The organism is Microbaculum marinum, assembly GCF_037855135.1.
Lineage (GTDB): Bacteria > Pseudomonadota > Alphaproteobacteria > Rhizobiales > Tepidamorphaceae > Microbaculum > Microbaculum marinum.
In genome coordinates, this window is sequence record NZ_JAZHOF010000006.1 from 151,715 (window position 1) to 177,942 (window position 26,228).

A 26,228-nucleotide genomic window follows, 5' to 3' on the forward strand; every position below is an offset into this window, starting at 1 on the left:
CCCGGCCAGCCTCAGTCTTCCGGTGCCTCCTCTCGCCGCCCCGGCACTTGCGCCGCAGCAGGAGACTTCGCGGTTTTCGCGGACGCCTTGTTCCCCGCCATCCTGGATCCGAGCAAGCGCCGGTGCGTACTGAAGGCAAGCGGCAGGGAGGAGAGGTAGAGCACCGAGCCGACGGCCAGGACCTGCCAGGGGAATGCGATCAGCAGGGCAGTGACAAGAACGACTCCCATGAAAACGGGCAAGACGTATTCCCGGGGGATGCGCTCGCCGAGCTGCTTTCCCGAGAAGCTCGGCAGGCGCGACACCATCAGGAAACCGATGACGAGCTCGTAGAGCAGCACGACGGGCGCACCCGCTTCCAGCGTCGGCACGCCCGCAAGCTGCAGATAGATCGGCAGGAGCACCGTCAGCGCGCCGGCCGGAGCCGGAACGCCGACGAAGAAGCGCCCGGCCCAGGCCGGGCGGTCCTTGTCGTCGAGCGCGACGTTGAAGCGGGCAAGACGCAAGGCGCCGCACACGGCGAAGACCAGCCCGGCGATCCAGCCGATATTGCCCAGGCCGTCGAGCAGCCAGGCGTAGAGCAGGATCGAGGGCGCGACGCCGAAGTTGACGAAATCGGCCAGCGAATCCAGTTCGGCGCCGAAGCGCGACGTCGACTTCAGCGCCCTCGCCACCCGTCCGTCGAGCGCGTCGAGCACGGCGGCCAGCACGATCGCGGCAATCGCAATTGGGAAGTCGCCCTCGAAGCTCAGCCGGATCGACGTGAGGCCACTGCACAAGGCCAGCAGGGTCATCATGCTGGGGAGCAGCATGCGCACGGGAACGCCGCGGATGGAGCGTCGCTTCGTCTCCTCCGGCGCGTCCGGCTCGAAGGGCGGGAACGGCATCGACATGAGCGCGACCCTACTTCAAAGCGTCGAGCCGGTCATCCGGCGCACTGCGGGGCCGGCGCAGATCATGTCACGCGATATGTCCGCTCGGCACCCGATGCCGTGCCCTCGGCAAGTTCGGCGAACACCGTCTCGCCGGCTATGGCGGTCTGACCGACGGCGACGAGGGCGCGGGTGCCGCGCGGCAGGTAGACGTCGAGGCGGCTGCCGAAGCGGATCAGGCCGATACGGTCGCCGGCCATGACGCCCTCCCCCTCGCCGACGAAGCAGACGATGCGCCTGGCCACGAGGCCGGCAATCTGGACGACGCCGATCTCGATTCCGCCATCGGTCTCGATCCGCAGGGCGTTGCGCTCGTTGTGCTCGCTCGCCTTGTCGAGTTCGGCATTGAAGAACTTGCCCGGCCTGTAGGCGATATGGACGACCCGGCCGGAGGCCGGCGAGCGGTTCACGTGAACGTTGAAGACGTTCATGAAGACGGAGACGCGGGGCAGCGGCAGGTCGCCGAGCCCGAGTTCGGCCGGCGGCACGGCATCGACCACGGACGAGACGCGGCCGTCGGCTGGGCTGACGATGAGCCCGGGCGCGATCGGCGTGACGCGCGTGGGGTTGCGGAAGAAATAGGTGACCCAGCAGCCCAGCAGCACCACGAGCCAGGCCAGCGGCGACCCCAGGGCGAACAGGATCAGCGCCGCGACGACGCAGATGAGGATGAACCGGTATCCCTCCGGGTGGATCGGTACGAGGGTCTTGCGGATCGTGGAAAAGATGGAGCCGATCATTCCTGGTCGTCCAGTGCGGTTGTGATATAGCCCGCCCGTTTATCACGGTTCAGGTCGAGATACCCCTCTGCGTCGCTCTCGACGGTCTCCTTCAGGCGCTCGGCAGCCTCGGCGGCCTCGCGCTGGCGGTTCCACATGCCCGCGTAGACGCCGTTGCTGGCAAGCAGAACGTGATGGGTGCCCTTCTCGACGATCTCGCCCTTCTCCAGCACGATGATCTCGTCCGCGTCAATGATCGTCGACAGTCGATGGGCGATCACCAGGGTGGTGCGGCCGCGCGAGACGACGCCGAGGGCAGCCTGTATTTCCTTCTCGGTATGTGTATCGAGGGCCGAGGTCGCCTCGTCGAGGACCAGGATCGGCGGCGACTTGAGTATGGTGCGGGCGATGGCGACGCGCTGCTTTTCGCCGCCCGACAGTTTCAGGCCGCGCTCACCGACCTCGGTGTCGTAGCCGAGCGGCAGGTTGGCGATGAAGCCGTCGATCTGGGCGAGCCGCGCCGCCTCGACGATCTCCTCGCGGCTTGCCGACACCCGACCGTAGCCGATGTTGTAGGCTATCGTGTCGTTGAATAGCACGGTGTCCTGAGGGACCATGCCGATGGCGTGGCGCAGCGACGCCTGGGTCACATCGCGAATGTCCTGCCCGTCGATCGTCACACGGCCGCCGGCGACGTCGTAGAAGCGGAACAGGATGCGCGACACGGTGGACTTTCCGGCGCCGCTCGGACCGACGATCGCGACCGTCCGTCCGGCCGGCACCTCGAAGCTGACGCACTTCAGGATCGGCCGGTCGGCGTCATAGCGGAACGCAACGCTCTCGAAGCGAATGGTGCCGTCACGAACCTCGAGCGGCCGGGCCCCGGGCCGATCCTCGATTTCCGGTTCCTCGTCGAGCAGATCGAACATGATCTCGATGTCGACGATGCCCTGCTTCATCTCCCGGTATAGCGTGCCGAGGAAGTTGAGCGGCATGTAGAGCTGGATCAGCAGCGCGTTGATCATCACGAAGTCGCCGGGACTCTGCGTTCCGGCAACCACCGCGCGCGCCGACATCACCATGCAGATGACCATGCCGATGGTGAAGATCAGCGCCTGGCCGAAGTTCAGGAAGGCGAGCGAGGTGTAGGTGCGGATCGCCGCCTGCTCGTATTTCGCCATCGAGCGGTCGAAACGCTCCGCTTCCATGCGCTCGTTGCCGAAATACTTGACCGTCTCGTAGTTGAGCAGGCTGTCGACCGCCTTGAAGCTCGCCTCGTTGTCGGATTCGTTCATCTCGCGGCGTATGGCGATACGCCGGTTCGAGGCGACCACCGTGAAGGCGAGGTAGAGAACGATCATCACGACGAGGACTGCGACGTAGGTGAGGTCGAACTGGAACGCCACGACCACGGCAACCAGGGCGAACTCCACGATCGTCGGGATCAGCGACAGGATCGCCAGCCGGACGATCTCCTCGATGCCCTTGGTGCCGCGCTCGATCACGCGGCTGAGCCCGCCGGTGCGGCGTTCCAGATGGAAGCGCAGCGACAGGGAGTGCATGTGCTCGAACGTCTTGAAGGCGAGCACGCGGACCGCGTTCTGGCCGACCTTGGCGAACAGCGCATCGCGAACCTGGGTGAATCCCGCCATCAGGATACGGGCGACGCCGTAGGCGATCACCAGGGCGGCCGGTACCGCGAGGAACGTCAGCCACGCCGGAACCTGTGCGTTGAAGGTCGACGGCTCGGTAAGGGCGTCGACGGCCCACTTGTAGGTATACGGCACAAGCACCGTGATGACCTTCGCCATCACCAGCAGCAACAGCGCGACGATGGCGCGCAGTTTCAGATCCGGCCGGTCGGAGGGCCAGATATACGGCCGCAGATCGCGCAGCACCGCGTAGGTCGAGGAGTCGGCGCGGATCCTGCGACGAGCACGGCGGGCAGGGTTGCCCTCGGGATCGCCACCATCGGGTGGCGGAGAGACGATCTGATCCAAAACGTATTCTTCCGCCGGTCGGGGTTAGCGGTTGTGTTCTTGGGACCAAGCGGGCATCGGGCACCAGGCGGTCATGGGCACTACATAAGGCGCGAAAGCGGCTTCGCCAGAAGGCACCGCCGCAGTCGCGATCCACGCCAGCGGTGCTAGCCGTTCTCGCCTTCCAGCACCGGTATGGTGAACACCTGGCCCGGATAGATCAGATGCGGATTGCGGATCTGGTTCTTGTTGGCCTCGTAGATCACGGAGTGTCGGACCCCCTTGCCGTAGATCTTCCGGGCGACGCGCCACAGGCTGTCGCCGCGTGCGATCATGACGACCGACGTGCCCGCACCCTCGCCGATGGCGCCGCCGGAAACGGCAGTTCCCGAACCGCCGGCGTGCGAGATGATCGTCACCACCGAGCCTGCAGCGCCCCCGCCAGCCGCGGCCTGTGACGGTTCGCCCGAAGCAGCCTCGCCCCGACCCGCTTCACCCTGGCCGGCGGCGTTGGCGTTCTGACTTCCGGCCGGAGTCCCGTCATCCTCCGCGACCATCTGCACCCGGTCGAACTTCACCTCGGCGCGCGCCTTGACGTCCCCGGCGTCGCCGACCACGTCGGCGCGCAACTCGTAGCGGCCGGGCGGCATCGCGCGGTTCGAGGACAGTGCCCAGCGACCGTCCGCATCCGTCTCCACGTCGGAGAGCCGCTCGTTGTTCAGGTAGAGGCGGACCGCATCGCCCGGCTCGGCCTCGCCGCTGAGCATCAGCTTGTCGGTGTCCTCGACCTCGACCGTCTTGATGCTCACGTTGCCGCCCGTTCCGGCCGTCGGCTGTGCGCCGGCGCCCGCGCCTGCATCGCCGCCGGCATCCGCCGCCTGCTGCTGCGATGGAGATGGCTGCGGGATTCCCGGCGCGGCGGAAGTCGAGGTGCCTGCCGTACCGGAACCGGCCACAACGGCACCCGGTTGACCGCTCGACGACTCGGTCGCGCGGGTCTGGGCGTCGCCCCCCGGTGCGGCCTGATTGCCGCCCGTCTGCGCCTGTTCCACCTGGCTCCCGTCGGCCTGGCCGCCTGCCACCTGCGAGCGCCCGGGCTCGCTGTCGCCCGGCCCGGCATCGCCGGCAACCGCGTCGGAAGATGCACCGGCCTGCGAGACATCGGCGACGCCCGTCTCGGAGCGCGGTGCCGCTGGCGGAGCTTCCGGCTGGTTCGCCTCCGACGCCTCGCCCTGCGCCGGATTCGACTCGCGCTGCGCAGACGGGACCTGATTTTCCGCAGGCGTTCCGCCGGACGAAGGTCTGTCCGCCGGTTCGCCGGCCGAGCTCTGAGAGGCTGCAGCACCGCTCGCTTCGGCTTCGGCCGACCCGTTGCCCGCCGCCGAAGCCTCGGCCTGCTGGCCGCCAGCATCTGATGAATTCCGCTGCGATCTGTCCGCCGCATCCGCCGCGACGACGACGGTGCCTTCCTTCGGCTGCTGCAGGACCTGCATCGGCTCGCCCGGACGGACCAGCGCGACGAGCGGCGTTCGGCCGGGGCCCTCGATCACCACCGTCACCCGGTCGCCATCGACGGGACCACCCTTGCCATCCGGTCCTGTGGCGCGCAGCAGCAGGTCGTAGCTGCCCGGCGCCAGCGGTTCGTTCAGAACGATCGCCCACTCACCGACCGCATTGGCGTCGGCGGACTCAAGTTCCTCGTCGCCGTGCAGCAGCATGACGTGCGCCCTGCCGGCAGCCCGGCCGGCAGCGACCAGGTCGCCCGTCGGCTCGACACGCAGGATATCGAAAGTCGGCGGAACGGCTTTGCCGACAGGAGCGGCGGCGTCATCCGCCCGCTGACCGTCGGTCGGGGGAACCGCGGCGAGACTCTCGCGTTGTCCCTGTTCCGCTTCCTGGCTCGCGGTTGCAGACTCCTCTGGTTCCTGCAGGCCATAACGAAGGCCGACGGCGACAGCGCCGACAACGGCGAGGATCGCCACGACGATAAGGATGTTTCTGATCTGAGCGCCCATGTATCCCCGGCCGGTTCGCCGCTGGGCGGCCGAATGGCGCGGTCTGCGTGTGGTTTTGTTGTTTCCGGCCCACGCGAGCCGCGCGGCGACCGCGCACAACCTGTTCACACCTCACCTATATTGTGAGGAAGAAAAGGACAAGTGCGTACCACCTTGACGGATTCGAGCGGTCTATGCCTCATAAAATGATGAGTACGATAAAAAACATCTGCGTTTACTGCGGCTCGGGCGACGGCCAGAACCCCGCATTCAAGTCGGCGGCCCACCAGTTGGGCCGGCTGCTTGCCGAGAACGGCATCGGGCTGGTTTACGGCGGCGGCAGCCTCGGCCTTATGGGCACGGTGGCGCGCGGCGTACTGCGCCACAATGGCCACGTCACCGGGATCATTCCGGAATTCCTGACCGAGCGCGAACAGATGCTGCGCGACGTGCAGGAACTCGTGGTGACCAGGGACATGCACGAACGCAAGCGGCTGATGTTCGAACGCTCGGACGCCTTCGTCGCGCTGCCGGGCGGCATAGGCACGCTCGAAGAGACGGTCGAGATGTTGACCTGGGGACAGCTCGGCCAGCACGCCAAGCCGGTGGCGCTCGCCAATATCGAGGGCTACTGGGACCCGCTGTGCGAACTCCTGAGCCACATGCGCACCGAGAAGTTCATCCGGCAGGACCTGGAGGTCGGATATCTCGTCGTCGATACGATCGACGAGCTGATCCCAAGCATCCGTGCGGCAGCGGAGATCGTCCCCGAGCCGGACCTGACCGACGCCCAGGTTGCGGAGCGGATGTGAGCCCTCGCCGGTCCGGGTTGGTGCCGGTGACTAACCGGTCATCTCGGGCGACCGCCCGGGCACCCGGGCCGGCGCGGCGCCGGCCTTCATCAGTTTCCAGGTGATGGAATCCACCAGTGCCTGGAAGGAGGCGTCGACGATGTTGGGCGACACCCCCACGGTCGACCAGCGGATCCCGGCGCCATCGCGACTCTCGATAAGCACGCGCGTCGTCGCGCCGGTGCCGCCGTTGAGGATGCGCACCTTGAAGTCCGCCAACTCGGTATCGTCGATGTAGCGCTGGAAGCGGCCGAGGTCCTTGCGCAAGGCCTGGTCCAGCGCGTTGACCGGACCGTTGCCCTCACCCACCGAGATCAGCGTCTCGCCATCGACGGTCACCTTCACCGTCGCCTCTGAAACGGTGACGAGTTCGCCGATCGCGTTGTAGCGACGCTCTACGAGAACGCGGAAGCTCTCGATGCGGAAGAACTCGGGCACCTTGCCGAGAGTGCGACGGGCGAGCAGATCGAAAGAGGCGTCGGCCGCTTCGTAGGCCCAGCCCTCTGCTTCGCGGCGCTTGACCTCGTCAAGCAGCTGGCCGACGCGAGGATCGTCACGCTGCACCTCGATACCCAGCCGCTCGAGCTCGGCAAGCATGTTGGAGCGGCCTGCCTGGTCCGACACCAGCACACGCCTGCGATTGCCGACGGTTTCCGGTGCGACGTGCTCGTAGGTCGCCGGATCCTTGAGGATCGCGGAGGCGTGCAACCCCGCCTTGGTGGCGAACGCCGCCTCGCCGACGTACGGCGCCTGACGCGCCGGGGCGCGGTTCAGCAGTTCGTCGAAGGCCCGGGAGACATGGGTGATCTGGGCCAGCGCCTCGTCGTCGGTACCGGTTTCGAACAGGTGCACGTACGGCGCCTTCAGCTTCAGCGTCGGGATCAGCGTTATGAGATTGGCGTTGCCGCATCGTTCGCCGAGACCATTCAGCGTGCCCTGCACCTGGCGGACCCCGGCCCGCACCGCCGCGAGCGAATTGGCGATCGCGTTGCCGGTATCGTCGTGGGCGTGAATGCCGAGCCGCTCGCCGGGAACGTGGTCGGCCACGTCGCGCACGATTGCCTCGATCTCATCGGGCAAGGTTCCGCCGTTGGTGTCGCAGAGCACGATCCAGCGGGCACCGGCCTCGCAAGCCGCCGAGGCGCAGGCGATCGCATAGTCGCGATTGGCCTTGTAGCCGTCAAAGAAGTGCTCGCAGTCGATCATCGCCTCCTTGCCGCGAGAGACGATCGCCTCCACCGATTCCCGAATGCCGGCGAGATTCTCGTCAAGCGTCGTCCCGAGGGCGACGGTAACGTGGAAATCCCACGATTTGGCGACCAGGCAGACCGTGTCGGCGGGACTGTCGAGGACGGCCGCCAGACCCGGATCGTTCGACAGGGAACGTCCGGCACGCTTGGTCATGCCGAAGGCGGTGAAATGGGCCTTTCGCGTACGCTTCTCGGCGAAGAACTCCGTGTCGGTCGGATTGGCGCCGGGCCAGCCGCCCTCGAGGTAATCGATGCCGAGCCGCTCGACGAGGCCGGCGATGGCGATCTTGTCCTCGACCGAGAAGTCGACGCCCGGCGTCTGGGCGCCGTCGCGCAGGGTCGTATCGAACAGATACAGGCGTTCGCGGGTCATGACCTTTGGTCCTCGGGTGGCCAGCTGTCGGTGTCGTGGTCTGGATGCTGACGGTTGGTGCGGGCGATGCCGGCGATCTCCTCGGAGAACCCGTATTTCTCGCCGGCAGAGTCAGTGGTCTCCTCGGGCAGGCCGGGCAGATCGGCGAACCACGGCATGCGGGCCTCGATCCCGATCTGGATTTGCGGCCTCAAACGCGCCGGATCGTCGAAGCTGCCGAGTGCGACGTTCAGATGATCGGAGCCTTCCGACACGAAGGTCAGCGGCGTGCCGCAGCTTGAACAGAAGCCGCGCCGGACTTCTGCGGAACTATAGAATTCCGATATCGTGCCGCGTGTAACTACGAAATCTTCGTTCTTCACGTTACAAAGCGGCGCGAAGAAGTTGCCGAACGCCTTCTGGCACATGCGGCAGTGGCAGATATGCGTGTTGTAGGGCGCGCTCATCGCCGCGAAGCGCACGGCGCCGCACTGGCAGCCGCCGGTCATCACCGGTACACGAGTCTCGCTCATCGCGTCCTCACACCGCTTTGTCCGACAAACCCGTCGTGCAAGCGGCGCTTTCCGCGACGGGACGAGGCCTTGCGATGTCTCGGGTCTGCCCGAACCTCATGCTCCTTGCAGCCGTCATCTCGCCAGCTCCCACTTGGTCACCAGGGCGCCGGTTTCGGGGTCCTTGCCGTCCATGAGCACGATGCCCATGGCGACGAGTTCGTCGCGAATGCGGTCGGCCTCCGCCCAGTTCTTGGCCCCGCGAGCATCGATGCGGGCGGCAATGAGTCTCTCGACCGTCGGCTCCAGATCGCCGGCCACTTCCCGCGCCGCCGCATCGCGCGCCTGCCGCCAAGCCGTATATGCCGGCCGGTCGAACCCGAAGAATGCCAGATTGGCGGCGAGCGATTGTCCGGCCTCGGCATCGCCGGCCTCCGCTCGTGCCCGCAGCGCATGCAGTTCGGCGATTGCCTTCGGGGTGTTGAGATCGTCAGCAAGCGCCTCGACAACACCGGCGGACGGTTCGGTGGTGCTCGTCTGCGACGCCGACGCGAACCAGTCGTCGAGCGTTGCGACCGCGGTCTCGATACCCTTGCGCGTCCAGTTTATCGGCTGCCGGTAATGCGTCTGGAGCATCGTCAGGCGCAGCGCCGGACCCGGCCACTCTTCCAGCAGTTCCCGGATCGTCACGAAGTTTCCGGCACTCTTGGCCATCTTCTCGCCCTCGACCTGCAGGAAGCCGTTGTGCATCCAGACCTGTGCCATGCGGTCGGTATGGAAGGCGCAGCAGGTCTGGGCGCGTTCGTTCTCATGGTGAGGGAAGACCAGGTCGATGCCGCCGCCGTGGATGTCGAAGGTCTCCCCGAGATGCTTCCAGGACATCGCCGAGCACTCGATGTGCCAGCCAGGGCGCCCCGGCGCCGCAATGCCGGCGGGGCTCTCCCAGGCCGGTTCGCCGGGCTTCGAGGGCTTCCACAGGACGAAGTCCATCGGGTCCTTCTTGTAGGGCGCGACGTCGACCCGGGCGCCGGCCTGCAGTTCGTCGAGCGAGCGCCGCGACAGGGTGCCGTAGTCGGGCATCGAGGGCACGTCGAACAGGACGTGGCCCTCGGCGACATAGGCGTTGCCGGCCGCAACCAGCCTGTCGATCAGTGCCTTCATGTCCGCGATGTGCTCGGTCGCCCGCGGCTCCAGGGTCGGAGGCAGGCAGCCGAGAGCTTCGATGTCCTCGTGGTACTGCCGCTCGGTCGTCTCTGTGACCTTGCGGATCGCCTCGTTCAGGGGGCTATCGGGATAGTCGCGCGCCGCCCGCGCGTTGATCTTGTCGTCGACGTCGGTGATGTTGCGGACGTAGGTGACGTGGGCGGCGCCGAATTCGTGGCGCAGCAGCCGGAACAGCACGTCGAAGACGATGGCCGGCCGCGCGTTGCCGATATGGGCGAAGTCGTAGACCGTCGGCCCGCACACGTACATCCGCACGTTGGACGGATCGAGCGGGCTGAAGTCCTCCTTCTGCCGGGTCAGCGTGTTGTAGAGCCGCAAAGCCATGGAAACCCTCGCCTGCCTGCCTGAGCGTCTGCCGGCTGCGGGGCGTCCGAATGTCCTTGATTGTCGAAGAAATAAGGAACGGCCGCGGCCAGCGTGTGCGCTAGCCGCAAATAATGAACGTGCGAATGTTGCTCTCGCGTGAAGCCGTCATGGCCGCGATATGCGCGCAAGCCGGCGCCCGCGTCAAGTCTCAATGCCGCCGGCGAGACGGGCCCGGGGGCAATTGGACGGGCGAGGGCCGTCAATTCTTCTGAACGGCCGATGAACGGCGCCTTCAGGATCGCCTCAGGGGGCAGCCGCTACGACGCATCCATCGTGTTGTGTTTCCCGCGTACGGAGTACCCGATGGGCAAGTTCGTCATGTCGCTGGCGCTGGTGGCGATGTTCGCCGGCACGGCCGTCCTGTTCGCCGCACCCGCTTTCACGAAGTCCAACTACGCCGCGCCGATGAGCCGCGCCGACCTATGCCTGCACCGCGGGATCGGTTGCGGCCGCTGAGGCGGGAAAGCCGAGGGCGGCGAGGTCTTCGGCGAGCGCTTCGGGAGTGGTGAAGCGAAGGGCATGGAAGCCGAGCTGCGCGGCGGCCTCGACATTGTCGGCCCGGTCGTCGATGAACACCATCGAGGCTGCCGACATGCCGCTCCGGCTCAGCAGAACGTCGAAGATCCGCGGATCCGGCTTGATGTAGCCGACCTCGCCCGAAACCACGGCAATGTCGAAATCAGCCAGGAACGGATAGGCCTCGACCGTCATCGGCCAGAGCTCGGCGGAGAAGTTCGTAATAGTGTGGACTGGCACGCCGGCGGCGCGCAGCCGCGACATGATCTCGACGGACCCCTCGATCGTGCCGCCGATGGTGTCGAGCCAGCGCTCGTAATACGCCTCGATGAGGCGGGCGGATCCCGGGAAGCGCCGCGTGAGATCGGCCACCCCCTCGGCGCAGCTGCGCCCACGGTCCTGCATCGAATGCCAGCCGAGCGTCGCCACGTGGGTCAGGAACCAGTCCCGCTCCTCGGCAGTGGAGATCAACGTGTCGAAGAGATAGGCCGGGTCCCAATCGAGGAGGACGTTCCCGACGTCAAAGACGACGGCCTGCGGCCGAACCAGCGCGTCCATCGGTTTCTCCCCGCTTGTGCACCGCCGAAATCAGCGCTTTGCATAGCACAATGAGCGACGCGGCCGAAATGCCCAAACGCCCCGGTGAGGGTCGGGTGTGCGCGAACCGCGATTACGGCCAGCGCGGCGGCCTTCTTTGGCCCGTGGCGGGCGCTACTCGTCGAGATTGTCGCCGCAGCGGGCGACCTCGGCTCCGCCCCACGGCATGATCGGCACCGTGGAGGTGGAGTTCTTGGGGCTGCCCTCGATCAGCTTGTCGGTATAGACGACGTATACGAGCACGTTGCGGGCCACGTCGCAGCCGCGCACGATTCGCATCTTCTTGAAGAAGACCGAACGGCGCTCGGTAAACATCTCCTCGCCCTGTTCGATGGTTCCGTTGAAGGATATCGGCCCGACCTGCCGGCAGGCGAGCGACACGTCGGAGGTCTCCTCGGCGACGCCGAACATGCCGCTGAGGCCGCCCTTTTCCGGCACCGTGAAATGGCAGGCGACGCCCGCGACCTTCGGATCGTCGACGCCGTAGGTGGCCAGCTTGTGGTCAGGCGTCAGGAACTTCCAGACGGTCGACTTCTTGAAGATCAGGTCCGGCTCCTGCGCGGCGGCCGGGGCGACCGCTAACGCAATCATGGCCAACATCACAGTGAAAGCAGCTCTTGCGCGCATGGCGGTCTCCCGTTGCCGGATCGGTCCCTGAGATAAGCATCCGGTCCCGGCATTGCGAGGCGTACAATGCGCGGACGATCAAGAAGTTCAGCGTGCTCGCGCTTCCCGGCGGGTCCCTGTCCACTACTCCGATGCGGAAGCAGCCTCCACGGCCTGCTCCAGAACCTTCAGATCGCCGATATGGTTGGCCAGCAGCAGCACCAGGCGGGCATTCAAAGCGGCACTGTCGTCGGCGCCGAGGCGGCGATGGGCGTCGACGATGAGCTGGAACGCTGCGTCGGGATTGTCGAAGCGGGAGTCCGTGATCAGGTCGGCCATGTCATTCCCCCCTGGCGCGGGCAAGCGCGGACTCGACCCTTGTTCGGTCGAAGGAACGGAAGCGCGCAGCCAGATACTGGTCGGGACGAAGCAGGTAGCAGGCGCCGGGCGTGGCGTCGTAGCGTTGCGTGAACACCCCGCTTGCGTCCTTGAGGTCGGTTCCGATCGTGAGAAGAGAAATGCCCTCCGGCACATTCGGCGCCGCGCCATTGGCGAGGTGCAGCAGCGTGAAGTCGCGCGACAGCGCGTTCAGCAGCCAGACCTCGTTTCCGGCCGCATCGACGAGCGGTGCATCGGGCGCCGGGTCGCCGAGCCGGGCCGAGCCGCCGAACTTTTCCTCATCCGGCGTCGACAGGGCGCTGTCGTAGTGCGCGGCGGTATGCAGGCGTCCCGAATTCACCATGCGGCGGGCGAAGGGATACTTCCGGGCAAGCTGCAGCACGGCGTCGCGCAGATGCTTGTCGCCGGGGCTCTTGGGCACGAGAAAGTCGGTGGAGCGGGTCGAGTGGCGGATGTTGACGTCGGCTGCCTGTATTCGCTCCAGGTCGTAGGAGCCGATCAGGGTCTGCGGCGCCTCGCCCTTGAGGACAAGGGCGAGTTTCCACGCGAGATTGTGCGCATCCTCGATCCCGGAATTGGCACCGCGCGCGCCGAACGGCGAGACCTGATGCGCGGCATCACCGGCGAAGATGACCCGGTCGTAAACGAACCGCTCGTTGCGCCGGCACTGGAAGGTATAGACGGAAACCCACTCCAGCTCGTAGGGCCGCCCTTCCATCATCCTGTCGATGCGGGCGCGGACATTCGCTTCCTTCGTCTCTTCCTCAGGATCGGCATCCCAGCCGATCTGGAAATCGACGCGCCAGACGTTGTCGGGCTGCTTGTGGAGCAGGGTCGACTGGCCGTTGTGGAAGGGTGGCTCGAACCAGAAGCGCCGCACGGCCGGGAAATCGGCCTCCATCCTGATGTCTGCGATCAGGAACTGGTCCTTGAAGGTCTCTCCGACGAACGCAATGCCCATCAGCCGGCGCACCGTGGAGTTCGCCCCGTCGGCGGCAATCAGCCAGTCGGCGACGAGCCGGTAAGGGCCCTCCGGCGTGTCTACCTCGACCGTCACACCGTGCCCATCCTGTGCCAAACCCGTGACACGGTTGCGCCAGCGGACTGTCACGTTGTCGAGCCGGTCGACGCGCTCGACCAGGTACTTCTCCAGGTAGTATTGCTGCAGGTTGACGAATGCCGGCATCTTGTGGCCGGGCTCGGGCAGGAGGTCGAACTCGTAGACCTCGTGGTCGTGGAAGTAGACCTTGCCGACCTTCCAGCTCACCCCCTTCGCGGCGACCTCTTCCCCGACGCCGACGGTGTCCAGTATCTCGAGGCACCGCTTCGAATAGCAGAGACCGCGCGAGCCTTCGCCGATGCGGTCGGCATCGTCGAGGAGAACCACGGGAATGCCGCGCTGGCCGAGATCGATCGCCGTTGCCAGACCAACCGGGCCGGCCCCGACGATTACGGCGGGATGGCGCACCGGCACTGCGGCATCCTGGTCCGCAGATCGCCTGTAGCCGAAGCTGTAGATGGCGTGGCGCTGCCGTGTCTCGCTCATTCGGGGTCAGCTTCCTTCAAGAGCCGATCAGCCTTGCAGCGCGGCCCACATCTCGCGGTCGCGCTCGGCCGTCCAGATCCGGGGATGATCGAGCCCGCAGGCTTCGTCGTAGGCGCGGGCGACGTTGAAGGGCTGGCAGTGCTCGTAGATGGCGAAGTCGCCGAACCTGGGATCCATGGCCTCGCGCGAGCGGTCGTAGGCCTCCTTTAGCGACAGCCCGCGCGCCGCGCTTTCGGAGACCGACCCGTACAGGGTGGTGAGGAAATCCCGGGTGAGCGCGATGCCGTCTGCCACCATTTCCGGCGTGTCGAGGGCATCGCCGCGGCCGGGTACCAGCGCACGCGGCGCAAACGAAGCGATCCGGTCGAGCGTCTGCGGCCAATCGGAGAAATGGGCGTCGCCGCAATAGCAGGCCGAATGGTACTCGACGAGATCGCCGGAAAACATCACCCTGGAATCCGGCACCCAGGCAACCGTATCGCCGGCGGTGTGACCGCGGCCCATATGGATGAGCTCGACGCGCCGCTTCCCGAGCCAGACCGTCATCCGACCCTCGAAGGTCATCGACGGCCAGGTCAGCCCGGGCACGGATTCGGCGGCCTGAAACAGCCGGGGAAACCGGCCGAGCTCGGAATCCCAGTCCTCCTTGCCGCGCTCGACGATCAGCGAGCGGGTGGCGTCGGAGGCGATGATCTCGTCGGCGCCATAGGCGGACGCCCCGAGCACGCGCACGGCATGATAATGGGAGAGGACGACGTAGCGGACCGGCTTGTCCGTGACCGAGCGGACGCGTTCGATGACCTTCTCGGCCATCACCGGCGTCGCCTGGGCGTCGATCACCATGACCGCCTCATCGCCGACGATGATGCCGGTGTTCGGATCGCCCTGGGCGGTGAAGGCGTAGAGCCCCTCCCCGATTTCGGTGAAGGTGATCGTCTTCTCCGCCATGTCGCCGGTCGATGCGAAATTGGCCATCCTCGTCCTCTCCCTTTTCTCGTTGCTGGAATTCGACGATCAGAACTCGCGGCCGAGCATCCGGTCGACCGAAATGGGGCCGGCACCACGGACTGCGAAGAACAGCGCGCCGATCGCCCACATGAGGGCGAACTCGTAGCCGCCGCTGCTGGCGAAGAAGCCGTTCTGCAAGTGGACCGACACGGTCGCCACGAGCAGGAAGACGAAGGCGATGGCGGCGGCGGGCCGCGTCAGGAAACCGATCAGGATCAGTGCGCCGCAACCAATCTCTACGATTATCGCCACGGTTGCCCACAGCCAGCCCGGCGTCATGCCGAGACCTGCGAGGAAGCCGGCGGTGCCGCCGAACCCGGGGCCGCCGAAGGCACCGAACGCCTTCTGCAGACCGTGCGGGATGAGAAAGCCGCCTATCGCGACGCGCAACAGCAGTTCGGCCAGCGGCGACAGTGCCCTGTAGAGCGGACCGAGGAACGGCAGGATCAGGTTCTGCGATGAGACGGACATGGTTTTCCCTTCTGAAAGCATGTGCGGCAAGGACTGCCGGTCAATCCGCGATCGCGCGGAGGCGGGCGAATGGTAGAGCCTTCCTTGCCGGCATCAATTGCCCGCCGGCGACGAGTATTTTGCGATTTGCTGATCAATCGCACCGAAAATGGAGCCGCCCGAGCCGTCGAGCATCTCGATGCGCACCTTGTCGCCGAATTTCAGAAACCCGGTCTTCGGTGCGCCATCGTTGATCGTCTCGACCGTGCGGAGCTCGGCGATGCACGAATAGCCCGCCCCGCCGTCTGCGATGGGCTTGCCGGGACCGCCATCCAGCTTGTTGGAGACGGTGCCGGATCCGACGATGGTTCCCGCGCCTAGCGGACGCGTCTTTGCGGCGTGGGCGATCAGCTGGGGAAAGTCGAAAGTCATGTCCATTTCGGCACGAGGCTTGCCAAACGGGTCGCCGTTGATCGACGTCAGCAGTTCGCCGGACACCTTGCGCCCGTCCCACGCCGCGCCCAGTTCGTCTGGCGTCACCGCCACGGGCGAGAACGCCGTGGAGGGCTTGCCGTGGAAGAAACCGAACCCCTTCGCGAGCTCTCCCGGAATGAGGTTTCTGAGACTGACGTCGTTGACGAGCATGACGAGCCGTATCCGGTCGGCGGCAGCCTCGGGACCGGCGCCCATCGCGACGTCGTCGGTGATGACGGCGATCTCCGATTCCATGTCGATGCCGTAGGCTTCGTCCGCGACGAGCACAGGATCGCAGGGGCCGATGAAAGAATCCGAGCCGCCCTGGTACATCAGCGGGTCCGTCCAGAACGACTCGGGCATCTCCGCCCCCCGCGCCTTGCGCACCAGTTCGACGTGGTTGACGTAGGCGGAGCCGTCGCACCACTGATAGGCACGCGGCAGCGGCGCCATGCATTGGGCCGGATCGAACGGCTCTCCGGCGACCATTCCGAGACCGAGTTCCTCGGCGATCTGCCGAAGCCGCGGCTCGACATTGGTCCAATCGTCCAGCGCAGCCTGCAGGGTTCCGGCGGCAGCACCGGCAGGCGTGTAACGTTGCAGGTCTGCGGAAACGACGACCAGCCGGCCGTCCCGGCTGCCGTCGCGAAGCGTTGCGAGTTTCAAGGGCTCACTCCAACATCGGGCGAAACGGATGCCCGGTCCCTACCCGGGCAAGTCGCAAGGAAATGGTATCGCAATTCACGCCGCACCGTCAGTCCGGCCCGGCATGACCGACGGCTGCCAGGATGCGGACCGGCGTTGCTACTCCGCGGCGTGACGCGGGACCTGCGGATGCGTCACAGGTTCGCCGTCGATCTTCCAGCTCTCCGCGTAGTCCGGGTTTTCGACCTCCATCGCACCCGGCCCCATCTCCAGCGCGTCGCGCGTGTCCAGCATGACCGCGTACTCCTCGGTCTCCTTCTTGGGCTGGACGAACATCCGCTGCAGGGCCTTCGGATGCGGACCGTGGGTGAAGCCGCACGGGTGCCACGTGACCATGCCGGAATCGATGTTGTCCCGGGACATGAAATCCCCGTCGTGGTAGAAGATCACCTCGTCGTAATCGTCATTGTTGTGGAAGAACGGGATCTTCAGCGCCCCTTCGTCCTGCTCGAACGGCCGCGGCACGAATGTGCAGATCACGAACCGGTTGCCGACGAAGGTCGTGTGCGCCGACGGCGGCAGGTGGTAGCGGTGGCTCGCCAGCGGACGGATGTCCTTCACGTTCAGGCGCACGACCGACAGATCCCCCTGCCAGCCGACCGCGTCCAGCGGATTGAACGGATAGGTGACCGTCGACACCTCGCCGCGCCGCTTGATCAGCACCTTCCAGGCATTCTCGTCCTGTTGGGCCACGAAGGCCTCGTCGATCTTCGGCGCGTCGAGCATCGCCGGATCGAACTGGGCGTGCTTGCCGACCATTCCCCGGTCGGGCAGCTTGTAGGAGCCGTTGGTGCTCTCGATCGCCAGGATGAGTGTCGGCTCGGTTGGCTGCAGGCGCCACATCGTCGAGCGTGGCAGCACCAGGTAGTCGCCCTTGGCATAGGCCAGATGACCGTAGTCGCAGAACAGGTCGCCGGCGCCGCGGTGGATGAACAGAAGCTCGTCGCCGTCGCCGTTGCGGGCGAGATAGTCCATCGGCTCGGCAAGGTTCCAGTAGCGCACCTTGACCGAGGCGTTCTGCAGGACGACGGGCGCATCCCAGAAGGACGGCGTGGCGGAGTCCAGGTTGTTGAGGTCGAAGGCACGCGGCCGCAGCGGTCCGGACCAGTTGGTCCAGGCGGTCGGCGGGTGCTTGTGATACATCATCGCCGCGGGGCCGAAAAATCCCTCCTTGCCCAGCTCGCGCTCGAACGTGCCGTCCGGCAGATCCGCATGGGCCTGGCGCGACGCCTTGCCTTCGACGCGGCTGACGGGGATGTATTCGCTTGCCATTGCCACCTCCCTGATCGGTGCCTATTGTCCGCGGACTTGCCCGGATTTCCCGGAGTCGTATGACTGGATACGCTCCTCCGGATCCGGAGTGACCGGCGTTCGGGACATTGTGTCGCAGTATTAGTTTCAAATGAAACCATTGTCAACGAAACCCGGCAAAGAAACGTCCGCGGCAGCAGCGCAGCAGCGCGCCGACGACGAAGGCCGGTTGCGCCTCGATGCGTTCCTCCCCTACCGGCTGGCGATGCTCGCCGAACAGGTCAGCCAGTCGCTGGCGCGGCTCTATTCGGAGCGTTACGGGATCACCAATCCGGAATGGCGGGTGCTGGCCGCCCTGGGCGAGCACGGCACGATGACCTCGACGGAAATCGGCCGGAACAGCCGGATGCACAAGACCAAGGTGAGCCGCGCCGTCTCGGAGCTGGAAAAGAAGCACCTGATCATCCGGGAGACGAGCCCGGAGGACATGCGCGTCGCCCACCTCACCCTGACGGCACAGGGCGAGGCAGTCTATCGCAAGCTGGTGCCGCTGGCCCTGCGGTTCGGCGACCGGCTGGCCGGCGGGCTGAGCCCGGAGGAAGCCGCCGTCCTGGAACGGGTCCTTGCGTCCCTGATGGAGCGTTCCGAGGAAATCGCGCGGGAAATCTCCGAAACCGCGGGGGAGAACGGCGGCGACGCAGATTCGTCACCCGGCGGGGGGTTCTGAGGCAGTTCCACACATTCGGGCCGCCTCGATCACCGGCACCGCTTGCCCGGATTTTGCGGCAAGGGGCGCTCGGCCGGTACAATCCGCCCCAACGGAATGATTCCTTGCAAAGCCTCCCCGATACGACTAGTTATCATTCATTCGACTGGCCTGGACTTGCTGGCCTACCCTATCGGGGTTTTCCTTCAAGACATCGCTGACTCGAGTGATAGGGCGCGTGATTGTCACGCGGCCAGGCGTACGTCTGTGCGCCTATGACAAAGGAAAGTCCCATGACGATAGGTACCGTGAAATTCTACAACGCCACCCGTGGCTTCGGCTTCATCCAGCCGGAAGACGGCTCGGCCGACGTCTTCGTGCATGCCACCGCGCTCGAAGCAGCGGGCATGCGCGGCCTCATGGAAGGCCAGAAGATCTCCTTCGAGATCACGACCGACCGCCGCAGCGGCAAGTCGGCCGCGGCGAACCTGCAGGCTGCCTGAACGACGACGTCGAAATTCGACGGAGTTACGGCCCGGCGACACCCTGTCGCCGGGCTTTTTCGTGCGCCCGGCTCGATCCGGCCGCGACTGGAGGGCAGACCAGCGGCGACGGGCACCCGTTTGACCGACTCCCGGCAATTCCACATACTCGCCCCGACTTCGCCCCTGCCTTGATGGACGCCGTCGATGGGCCTTTCGCCGACCGGTCTGTTTTCGCTGCCGTCGCCCGGCCTGAGGGCGGGACTGGCCGCCGCGGCGCTCGTCTTGCTCGGCGCTCCCGCGGCCGCCCAGGACTATCAGCTCTGCGTCAGGCTGGAGGCCAGGCTGGTGCAGCTCGACCGCGAGAGCCGGGGCGGCGGCGCCACCGACGGCCAGTACCGGGCCGCGATCGCGGAAGCGCAGCGGCGGCTGGCGGCGGCCCGTCACGAGGCGGAGCGCGCCGGCTGCGGCCAACAACAGGGCTTCCTGTTCTTCCGCCCGCCCCGCACCCTCAGCTGCCTCCCCTATGACGAGGAGATGGACCGGCTGGAGGCGAACCTCCGGAACATGCAGTTGCGGGCGCCCGGCAGCGGCGCGGGGCGGCCGGACAGTGCGGCGATCGCCAGCGAGCGGCGCAACATCCTGGCGATGCTCGGCGAGAAGGGCTGCGGACCGCAGTACGAGCGCTACGGGCGGCCGCGCACGGCCTCGGCGCCGGGCATGTTCCTGCGCGACTACGCGCGCGATCCGTTCCTGCAGAGCGGCCCACCCAACAACACCGGCAATTTCCACGGCGGTGGCAGGGGCTCGGCGTTCTACGGCACCTACCGGACGCTGTGCGTGCGCTCCTGCGACGGCTACTACTGGCCGATCAGCTTCTCGACGGTGGAGAGCCACTTCGGCTACGACAACCAGCTGTGCCAGCGCAGCTGCCCCGGCTCCAGCGTCGCGCTCTACGTCCATCGCAATCCCGGCGAAGGCCCAGACCAGGCAATCTCGCTCGCCGGGCAGCCCTACTCGATCAGCCCCAACGCCTTCCGCTACCGCGACGAGTATGTCGCCGACTGCTCCTGCAATGGCGGCGTCCAGACGGCGGCGCTCGGATCGTACCGGCCGGGCGAACGCGTCAGCGTCAGTCTCGCCGCCCGCAACGGCACCCTGCCTCCCGACGTCTCCGAGCCGTCGCCGGACGGCAGGCCGCGCCAAAGCACGGGATGGGGAAACCTGCAGTTTGCGCCACCCGTTACCGGGCCGGGTCCTGCATCCGAACCTGCAGTTGACAAACTCGTGGCTGTGCCGGACGAAATCAGGATCGTACGCTTGACGCCGGTTCCGCGGCCGCGGCCGGGCAACGAGATCCCCGTGGCCGGCTCCATCGCCACCCTGACCGGCCAGGAGGATTTCCTTGCCGTCCCGGCGCCGGTGCGGGCCGAGGCCGCCGACGGCACGTCGGTCAGGGTCGTTGGCCCCGGCTTCACGCTCTACCGGTCAGGCGGCGAATAGCCTTCTCGCGACCGATCAGCGGCAGCATCGCCTTCAGTTCCGGCCCCTGCTCAAGCCCGGTCAGCGCCAGGCGGATCGGGCGGAACAGGCCCTTGCCCTTGCGGCCGGTCGCCTCCTTCACCGCCGCAATCCACGTCTCGTAGACGTCGCCGTCCCAGGGGGCCCGGGGCAGCAGGTCGGCGGCTTCGGCGAGGAACTGTCGATCTTCGGGATCGGCAACGGCTTCGACCGGTCCCTCGATGCGCGCCCACCATGCCTCTGCGTCGGCCAGGAGTTCGAGATTGGGCCGCACCGCCAGCCAGAACCGCTCGCCGCCACCAATTCCCATCGCGTCGAGCCTGGCCGACACCGCGGAATACGGCATCTCGGCAAGCTGGCGATGGTTGAGACCCTTCAGTTCGGCGGGATCGAAGGTCGCAGGCGAGCGCGACAGCTTGTCGAGCCCGATGCGTTCGCCCAGTTCCTCCAGGGAGTTGGCCGGAACGACGGCTTCGGAAGAGCCGATCAACACGGCCAGGCTCGCGACCGCCATCGCCTCGTAGCCCTCTTCGCGCAACGACCTGAGCGACAGCGAGCCCGTCCGCTTCGACAGGCCCTCGCCGCCGGTGGCAGTCAGCAGGTTGTGGTGGCCGAATGCCGGCGGCTTGTGGCCGAGCGCCTCGAAGATCTCGATCTGCACGGCGGTGTTGGCGACATGATCCTCGCCGCGAATGACGTGGGTGACGCCGAGGTCGGCGTCGTCGACGATGCTGGTGAAGGTGTAGAGATAGCTGCCGTCGCCCCGGATCAGGACCGGATCCGACAGGGAGCCGGCGGCAAAATGCTGCGGGCCCCGGCACAGGTCGTCCCAGGCGACCTCGCGCTCCTCGAGCAGGAAGCGCCAGTGCGGACGTCTCCCTTCGGCCTCAAGGTCGGCGCGCTCGTCCGCCGTCAACCTGCGGGCGGCGCGGTCATAGACCGGCGGCAGATGGCGGGCGAGCTGTCGCTTGCGCTTGCGGTCGAGTTCCTCGGGGGTCTCGTAACATGCGTAGAGCCTGTCGACGGCGCGCAGCCGCTGTGCGGCCGCGTCGTAGAGGTCGCCGCGCTCCGACTGGCGCACCACCAGGTCCGGCTCGACGCCGAGCCAGGCAAGGTCCTCGACGATCGCATCGGCATAGTCGCGGCGACTGCGCCCGGTGTCGGTGTCGTCGAAGCGCAGGATGAAGCGGCCGCCGTTCCGCCGCGCGTAGAGGTAGTTCATGAGCGCGGTGCGCGCGTTGCCGATGTGCAGATAGCCCGTCGGCGACGGCGCGAAGCGGACGGTCGGCGAGATCATCCGCACGACTCCTCCAGAGCATCAAGGGAGCAAGTCGCGCATGGTTCGAGACGCCTTGCTGCGCAAGGCTCCTCACCATGAGGGTTCCCGGGTTGCGCTCGCACCATCACACTCAGACCTCATCCTGAGGAGGGCGCGACAGCGCCCGTCCCGAAGGATGGGCTACACCGATATCGGGATCCGTCACGAGTCCTGCTCCGCCGGCATCGCGTCGCGGTACTTGTTGACGATCGGATAGCGCCGGTCGCGACCGAAGTTGCGGCGGGTGATCTTGATGCCGGGCGGTGCCTGGCGCCGCTTGTACTCGGCAACGTAGAGCATGTTCTCGATACGCTTGACGGTCGCGAGGTCGTGACCGCGCGCGACGATCTCGGCGACCGACATCTCGTCCTCGACGAGGCATGACAGGATATCGTCGAGAACATCGTAGGGCGGCAGCGAATCCTGGTCGGTCTGGCCGGGCTTCAGCTCGGCGGTTGGCGCCTTGGTGAGGATCGTTTCCGGAATGACGATGCCGTCCGGGCCGATGCAGCCCTTCGGCCGGTTCGCGTTGCGCCACGCCGCCAGCCGGTAGACCTCGGTCTTGTACAGGTCCTTGATCGGATTGAAGCCGCCGTTCATGTCGCCGTAGAGGGTGGAGTAGCCAACTGACATCTCAGACTTGTTGCCGGTGGTGACCACCATCGGGCCGAACTTGTTGGAGATCGCCATCAGAACGGTGCCGCGGGCGCGCGACTGCAGGTTCTCCTCGGTGGTGTCCGCCGGCATCGAATCGAACAGCGGCTTCAGCGAATGCTCGAACCCGTCCACCGCCTCGCCGATCGGCACGGTGTCGTAGCGCACCCCGAGCGCCTCGGCGCAGGCGGAGGCGTCGGCAAGCGAGGCGTTCGAAGTGTAGCGATAGGGCAGCATGACGCAGTGCACCCGGTCCGGGCCCAGGGCATCGACCGCGATCGCCGCGCAGATCGCAGAATCGATGCCGCCGGAGAGACCCAGAACGACACCCGGGAAACCGGTCTTGCCGACGTAGTCGCGCAGTCCCTGCACGCAGGCGAGCCAGATCAGCGCGTCGTTGTCCTCCAGTGTCTCCATCGGACCTTCGGTGCAGCGCCAGCCGTCGCTGCCGCGCGACCAGCGGGTCAGCGAAACGGCTTCGACATAGGCCGGCATCTGGAAGGCGAGGCTGGAGTCCGACTGAAGGCCGAACGAGGCGCCGTCGAAGATCAGCTCGTCCTGGCCGCCGAGCTGGTTGACGTAGATCAGCGGCAGCCTGGACTCGGTGACCCGCTGGACGGCGATGTTGAGGCGCAGCTCGTGCTTGTGCTTCCACCAGGGGGAGCCGTTGGGAACGATCAGGATCTCGGCGCCGGTCTCCTCAAGACACTCGACCACCTCGTCGTCCCAGATGTCCTCGCAGATCGGCACGCCCAGCCGGATGCCCCGGAACGAAATCGGGCCGGGCAGAGGCCCGGCGGTGAACACCCGCTTCTCGTCGAACGGCCCGTAGTTGGGCAGATCGACCTTGTAGCGGATCGCCGACACCTTGCCCTCCTCGAGCAGGCAGACGGCGCTGTAGGTCGACATATCCTCGTGCCATGGGGTCCCGATCAATACGGCGGGGCCACCGTCGGCCGTATCGGCGGCCAACTCACGGACGGCATCCTGGCAGGCCTCGACGAAGGACGGCTTCAGGACCAGGTCCTCCGGCGTATATCCGGCGATGAACAGTTCGGTCAGCACGAGCAGATCGGCACCCTGCCCCGCCGCCTCGGCGCGGGCCTTGCGGGCCATCGCAAGATTGCCGGCGACGTCGCCGACGATCGGATTGAGCTGCGCGCAGGCAATCGCGATTTCGTTTATCATCGCCGTTCCCACCTCACTACGTCACGTCCGCCGCGGCCGCCTTCCGGCCGAACAAATCCGGCCGCCGCGCCATCAGGCGGAAGACGATCATCGCAGACTTCGAGTCGACGATCTCCCCGTCTACCGCCATCCGGGCGATTTCCACCAGCGGCAACTCGTGCACCTCGATCATTTCGCCTTCGTGGTCGAGGCCGCCCGTCGCCGACGACGGCGGCACCGAATAGGTGCCCCAGAACAGATGTATGCGCTCGCGCATGACGCCGGGAGAGGACAGCGAATCGCCGAGGGATTCAAGGCTCTCGACAGCGACGCCGGTCTCTTCACGCGCTTCCTTGAGCGCGCACTGCTCCGGGGAATCGCCGTCAAGCAGACCCGCCGGCACTTCCCACAGCCATCCATCGCCGTCGTCCAGGAACGCGGGCACCCTGAACTGGCGTATCAGGATGCCGGCGGCCCGCGCCGGATCGACGGGAAGCACGGCGGCGCCGTGACCGTGGAAATGGACCTCGCGGTCCAGACGCACAGTCCCGCCGCCCCAAGGCGCCTCGACCAGCAGGTGGTCGAGGCGGACAAAGCCGTCCGACAGTGTCTCCTCACGGACTATCCGCGGAGGCGGATCCGCCTTCTTCATGCCGCTGCTCCGGTATCGCTGCGCGTCTGCGTAGCCGCCCCCTCGTCATGCTGCAAGTGCACAGCCCCGTCGGACCGGCCGAAATATGGAATTGCGCATGGACCGACCGGTTGGTACGGATAGATACCCACAAGTTGGTATGGAGGACGCCATGGACCACGAGATCGTCTCACGCGAGGAATGGATGCAGGCGCGGATTGCGCTGCTCGAACAGGAGAAGTCACTGACCCGCCAGCGCGACCGCGTAGCAGCGGAACGGCTGAAACTGCCCTGGGTCAGGATCGAGAAGGATTATGTCTTTCACGGCCCCGACGGCCCGATGTCACTGGGCGACCTGTTTCGGGGTCGAAGCCAGCTCCACATCAAGCACTTCATGATGGGGCTTGGAGCAAAGCACCAGTGCGTGGGCTGCTCGCTGGAGGTCGATCATATCGCGGGACTGCTGCCACACCTCGAAAACCACGATGTCAGCTATGCCGTGGTGGCGCGCGCGCCGATCGAGGAGATCGAGGCGGTCCGCAAGCGGATGGGCTGGACGTTCCTGTGGGTGTCGTCGTTCGGCACGGATTTCAACTACGACTTCAATGTCTCCTTCAGGCCGGAGGACGTGGCGGCCGGGCGCGCGACGTACAATTTCGGCACGGCGCCCGAATGGGCAGCCGGCCTGCAGGACCTGTCGGGCAACAGCGCATTCTACAGGAACGAGGCAGGTGAGATCTTCCACACCTATTCGTCTTACGGACGCGGCGGCGAAGAGGTGCTCGGGATCTACGGCATCCTCGACGCGATGCCGAAGGGCCGCAACGAAAACGGGCCGTATCACTCGCTGGGCGACTGGGCGCGACCGCACAACATGTACGGCAAGGGCGGCGAAGTGGAGCCGAACGGCCGCTATCACGCGCCGGGATGCGCGTGCTCCGCACATCGGGATCAGGCTGGATGAAGCTCCTGCCTTGCACTGACTACCAGCGGCGGCCGGCGGTCGCTGCCTGAAACCCGGAGCGATCCGGTTTCAGATGCCCGCACCGATCGCTACCGCCATGTCTGCCGCTCCGTCGATGCCGTCCGAGAACAGCCAGCTCTAGTGGAAGGCGTAGGCGTCGAGTTGCAGGACGCCGAACTGGCTGCTCCCGTGGATGTGCTCGGGCCTCGCCCCCTCCCCTCCTGCGCCGAGCGCTACGTAGAGCGGCATCAGATGCTCGTCGGTCGGATGGTTCTCGACGGCGTAGGGGGCCCTTGCGCGATAGTCGAGTAAATCGGCGACGTCCCCGGCCTCGATATGCCTCGCCATCCAGTCGACGAACGCGACGACCCACTCGGGGCGCACCGCGTCCACGGCGCCCTGCCTCAGGTTGTGCATCGCCTCGTAGAGATTGTGGGTGAAGGATCCGGATCCGACGATCAGCACGCCCTCGTCCCGGAAGCCGGCAAGCGCGGCGCCGAGGGCATAGTGGTCGGCCGCGCTCGCGCCATGCTGGACGGACACCTGCACGACGGGAATGTCGGCGTCGGGATACATCAGGATCAGCGGCACCCAGACGCCGTGATCGTAGCCACGGCGCGGCGCGACGGAGACGGGGAGCCCGGAGTCGCCAATCGCGCCGGCGACCCGTTCCGCAAGGTCCCTACTGCCGGGAGCGGGATAGTTCATTTCGTAGAGCTCCGGTTCGAAACCCCGAAAGTCGTAGATCATCTCCGGATGCGGATCGGAAACGACCGTCGGCCGCTCTGCCTCGAAATGCGCGGAGACCATGATGATCGCCTTGGGGCGTTCCAGCCTCCCGGTGAACTCTGCGAGGAAGGTGCGCGCCGGGGACTCGTGCAAGACGAGGTTCGGCGCGCCGTGCGACACGAAAAGGGCGGGCAGTCTGGCCATGGGTCGGCTCCGGAAAAATGCGCTGCCGACACTAGGTAGCCTTCCGCATCGCGCAATAAAGCGGCTTTGGATGCAAGGATTGTTCGCCGGGGGAGAATGAACGCTAAGCGGCGGAGCGATC

General features: G+C 66.3%; 25 protein-coding genes. 6 read left to right on the forward strand and 19 right to left on the reverse strand.

Annotated elements, in window-relative coordinates; genetic code table 11:
- Nucleotides 1-11: 11 nt before the first annotated feature.
- The 4 genes from pssA to V3328_RS15490 all read right to left on the reverse strand — a co-directional run bounded on the left by pssA (nt 12) and on the right by V3328_RS15490 (nt 5,645).
- The gene (pssA, locus tag V3328_RS15475) at nt 12-893 is read right to left on the reverse strand and encodes a CDP-diacylglycerol--serine O-phosphatidyltransferase (RefSeq protein ID WP_340330588.1); all 882 of its coding nucleotides are present in this window, start codon (nt 891-893) and stop codon (nt 12-14) included.
- Nucleotides 894-955: 62 nt separating this feature from the next.
- Nucleotides 956-1,672, reverse strand: coding sequence for a phosphatidylserine decarboxylase (locus V3328_RS15480; protein ID WP_340330589.1), 717 nt, complete (start codon nt 1,670-1,672; stop codon nt 956-958).
- On the reverse strand, nt 1,669-3,642 hold the full coding sequence (locus tag V3328_RS15485; RefSeq protein WP_378759067.1) for an ABCB family ABC transporter ATP-binding protein/permease: 1,974 nt from the start codon (nt 3,640-3,642) through the stop codon (nt 1,669-1,671). Before V3328_RS15485 ends, V3328_RS15480 begins: the two co-directional genes overlap by 4 nt.
- Nucleotides 3,643-3,797: 155 nt before the next feature.
- The gene (locus V3328_RS15490) at nt 3,798-5,645 is read right to left on the reverse strand and encodes an Ig-like domain-containing protein (RefSeq protein ID WP_340330590.1); all 1,848 of its coding nucleotides are present in this window, start codon (nt 5,643-5,645) and stop codon (nt 3,798-3,800) included.
- Nucleotides 5,646-5,833: 188 nt separating this feature from the next.
- On the opposite strand from V3328_RS15490, the gene V3328_RS15495 reads away from it, so the two are divergent.
- Entirely contained in the window at nt 5,834-6,436 is a 603-nt protein-coding gene (locus V3328_RS15495; protein WP_340330591.1) for an LOG family protein, read from the forward strand.
- 30 nt (nt 6,437-6,466) lie between these two features.
- Here the strand turns inward: V3328_RS15495 and cimA are convergent, their stop codons facing one another.
- From cimA to cysS, 3 genes are all read right to left on the reverse strand, one after another.
- Nucleotides 6,467-8,098 (reverse strand): citramalate synthase, encoded by a 1,632-nt coding sequence (gene cimA, locus V3328_RS15500; RefSeq protein WP_340330592.1) that lies wholly within the window; start codon nt 8,096-8,098, stop codon nt 6,467-6,469.
- On the reverse strand, nt 8,095-8,610 hold the full coding sequence (locus tag V3328_RS15505; protein WP_340330593.1) for a GFA family protein: 516 nt from the start codon (nt 8,608-8,610) through the stop codon (nt 8,095-8,097). Before V3328_RS15505 ends, cimA begins: the two co-directional genes overlap by 4 nt.
- A gap of 114 nt (nt 8,611-8,724) precedes the next feature.
- Nucleotides 8,725-10,137, reverse strand: coding sequence for a cysteine--tRNA ligase (gene cysS / locus V3328_RS15510; protein WP_340330594.1), 1,413 nt, complete (start codon nt 10,135-10,137; stop codon nt 8,725-8,727).
- A 261-nt stretch (nt 10,138-10,398) separates the two neighbouring features.
- Between cysS and V3328_RS15515 the strand changes: the two genes are divergently transcribed.
- Entirely contained in the window at nt 10,399-10,635 is a 237-nt protein-coding gene (locus V3328_RS15515; protein WP_340330595.1) for a hypothetical protein, read from the forward strand.
- On the opposite strand, the gene V3328_RS15520 is transcribed toward V3328_RS15515, so the two are convergent.
- The 8 genes from V3328_RS15520 to V3328_RS15555 all read right to left on the reverse strand — a co-directional run bounded on the left by V3328_RS15520 (nt 10,600) and on the right by V3328_RS15555 (nt 17,752).
- The gene (locus tag V3328_RS15520) at nt 10,600-11,253 is read right to left on the reverse strand and encodes an HAD family hydrolase (protein WP_340330596.1); all 654 of its coding nucleotides are present in this window, start codon (nt 11,251-11,253) and stop codon (nt 10,600-10,602) included. The genes V3328_RS15515 and V3328_RS15520 overlap by 36 nt on opposite strands.
- A 153-nt stretch (nt 11,254-11,406) precedes the next feature.
- Entirely contained in the window at nt 11,407-11,883 is a 477-nt protein-coding gene (locus V3328_RS15525; protein WP_378759050.1) for a CreA family protein, read from the reverse strand.
- Nucleotides 11,884-12,042: 159 nt separating this feature from the next.
- Nucleotides 12,043-12,237 carry a DUF2783 domain-containing protein gene (locus V3328_RS15530; RefSeq protein WP_340330597.1) on the reverse strand — a complete coding sequence of 65 codons (195 nt, stop codon included), beginning with the start codon at nt 12,235-12,237 and terminating at the stop codon, nt 12,043-12,045.
- A 1-nt stretch (nt 12,238) separates the two neighbouring features.
- A complete protein-coding gene (locus tag V3328_RS15535; protein WP_340330598.1) occupies nt 12,239-13,843 on the reverse strand; it encodes an FAD-dependent oxidoreductase in 1,605 nt (534 codons plus the stop codon).
- 27 nt (nt 13,844-13,870) lie between these two features.
- Nucleotides 13,871-14,818 (reverse strand): MBL fold metallo-hydrolase, encoded by a 948-nt coding sequence (locus tag V3328_RS15540; RefSeq protein WP_340330599.1) that lies wholly within the window; start codon nt 14,816-14,818, stop codon nt 13,871-13,873.
- A 39-nt stretch (nt 14,819-14,857) separates the two neighbouring features.
- Entirely contained in the window at nt 14,858-15,322 is a 465-nt protein-coding gene (locus V3328_RS15545; protein WP_340330600.1) for a DoxX family protein, read from the reverse strand.
- A gap of 93 nt (nt 15,323-15,415) precedes the next feature.
- Nucleotides 15,416-16,441: a fumarylacetoacetate hydrolase family protein gene (locus V3328_RS15550; RefSeq protein ID WP_340330601.1), complete on the reverse strand. Its 1,026-nt coding sequence runs from the start codon at nt 16,439-16,441 to the stop codon at nt 15,416-15,418.
- Nucleotides 16,442-16,579: 138 nt separating this feature from the next.
- The gene (locus V3328_RS15555) at nt 16,580-17,752 is read right to left on the reverse strand and encodes a homogentisate 1,2-dioxygenase (protein ID WP_340330602.1); all 1,173 of its coding nucleotides are present in this window, start codon (nt 17,750-17,752) and stop codon (nt 16,580-16,582) included.
- A gap of 130 nt (nt 17,753-17,882) precedes the next feature.
- Between V3328_RS15555 and V3328_RS15560 the strand changes: the two genes are divergently transcribed.
- From V3328_RS15560 to V3328_RS15570, 3 genes are all read left to right on the forward strand, one after another.
- On the forward strand, nt 17,883-18,458 hold the full coding sequence (locus tag V3328_RS15560) for a MarR family winged helix-turn-helix transcriptional regulator (protein ID WP_340330603.1): 576 nt from the start codon (nt 17,883-17,885) through the stop codon (nt 18,456-18,458).
- 272 nt (nt 18,459-18,730) lie between these two features.
- Nucleotides 18,731-18,940, forward strand: a complete 210-nt coding sequence (locus V3328_RS15565; RefSeq protein WP_340330604.1) for a cold-shock protein — start codon at nt 18,731-18,733, stop codon at nt 18,938-18,940.
- Nucleotides 18,941-19,126: 186 nt separating this feature from the next.
- Complete coding sequence (locus V3328_RS15570) at nt 19,127-20,422, forward strand: DUF2865 domain-containing protein (protein WP_340330605.1); 1,296 nt, start codon at nt 19,127-19,129, stop codon at nt 20,420-20,422.
- Here V3328_RS15570 and gltX read toward each other — a convergent pair.
- The 3 genes from gltX to V3328_RS15585 form a co-directional block, all read right to left on the reverse strand.
- The gene (gene gltX / locus V3328_RS15575; RefSeq protein WP_340330606.1) at nt 20,394-21,737 is read right to left on the reverse strand and encodes a glutamate--tRNA ligase; all 1,344 of its coding nucleotides are present in this window, start codon (nt 21,735-21,737) and stop codon (nt 20,394-20,396) included. The two genes, V3328_RS15570 and gltX, sit on opposite strands and share 29 nt — an antisense overlap.
- Before the next feature lie 183 nt (nt 21,738-21,920).
- Nucleotides 21,921-23,600 carry an NAD+ synthase gene (locus tag V3328_RS15580; protein ID WP_340330607.1) on the reverse strand — a complete coding sequence of 560 codons (1,680 nt, stop codon included), beginning with the start codon at nt 23,598-23,600 and terminating at the stop codon, nt 21,921-21,923.
- A gap of 16 nt (nt 23,601-23,616) precedes the next feature.
- On the reverse strand, nt 23,617-24,231 hold the full coding sequence (locus V3328_RS15585) for an NUDIX domain-containing protein (protein ID WP_340330608.1): 615 nt from the start codon (nt 24,229-24,231) through the stop codon (nt 23,617-23,619).
- 151 nt (nt 24,232-24,382) lie between these two features.
- Here V3328_RS15585 and V3328_RS15590 point away from each other — a divergent pair, with 151 nt between their 5' ends.
- The gene (locus V3328_RS15590) at nt 24,383-25,174 is read left to right on the forward strand and encodes a DUF899 domain-containing protein (RefSeq protein ID WP_340330609.1); all 792 of its coding nucleotides are present in this window, start codon (nt 24,383-24,385) and stop codon (nt 25,172-25,174) included.
- Nucleotides 25,175-25,312: 138 nt separating this feature from the next.
- Here V3328_RS15590 and V3328_RS15595 read toward each other — a convergent pair whose 3' ends face one another.
- The gene (locus V3328_RS15595; protein WP_340330610.1) at nt 25,313-26,107 is read right to left on the reverse strand and encodes a DODA-type extradiol aromatic ring-opening family dioxygenase; all 795 of its coding nucleotides are present in this window, start codon (nt 26,105-26,107) and stop codon (nt 25,313-25,315) included.
- Between the last annotated feature and the right edge of the window lie 121 nt (nt 26,108-26,228).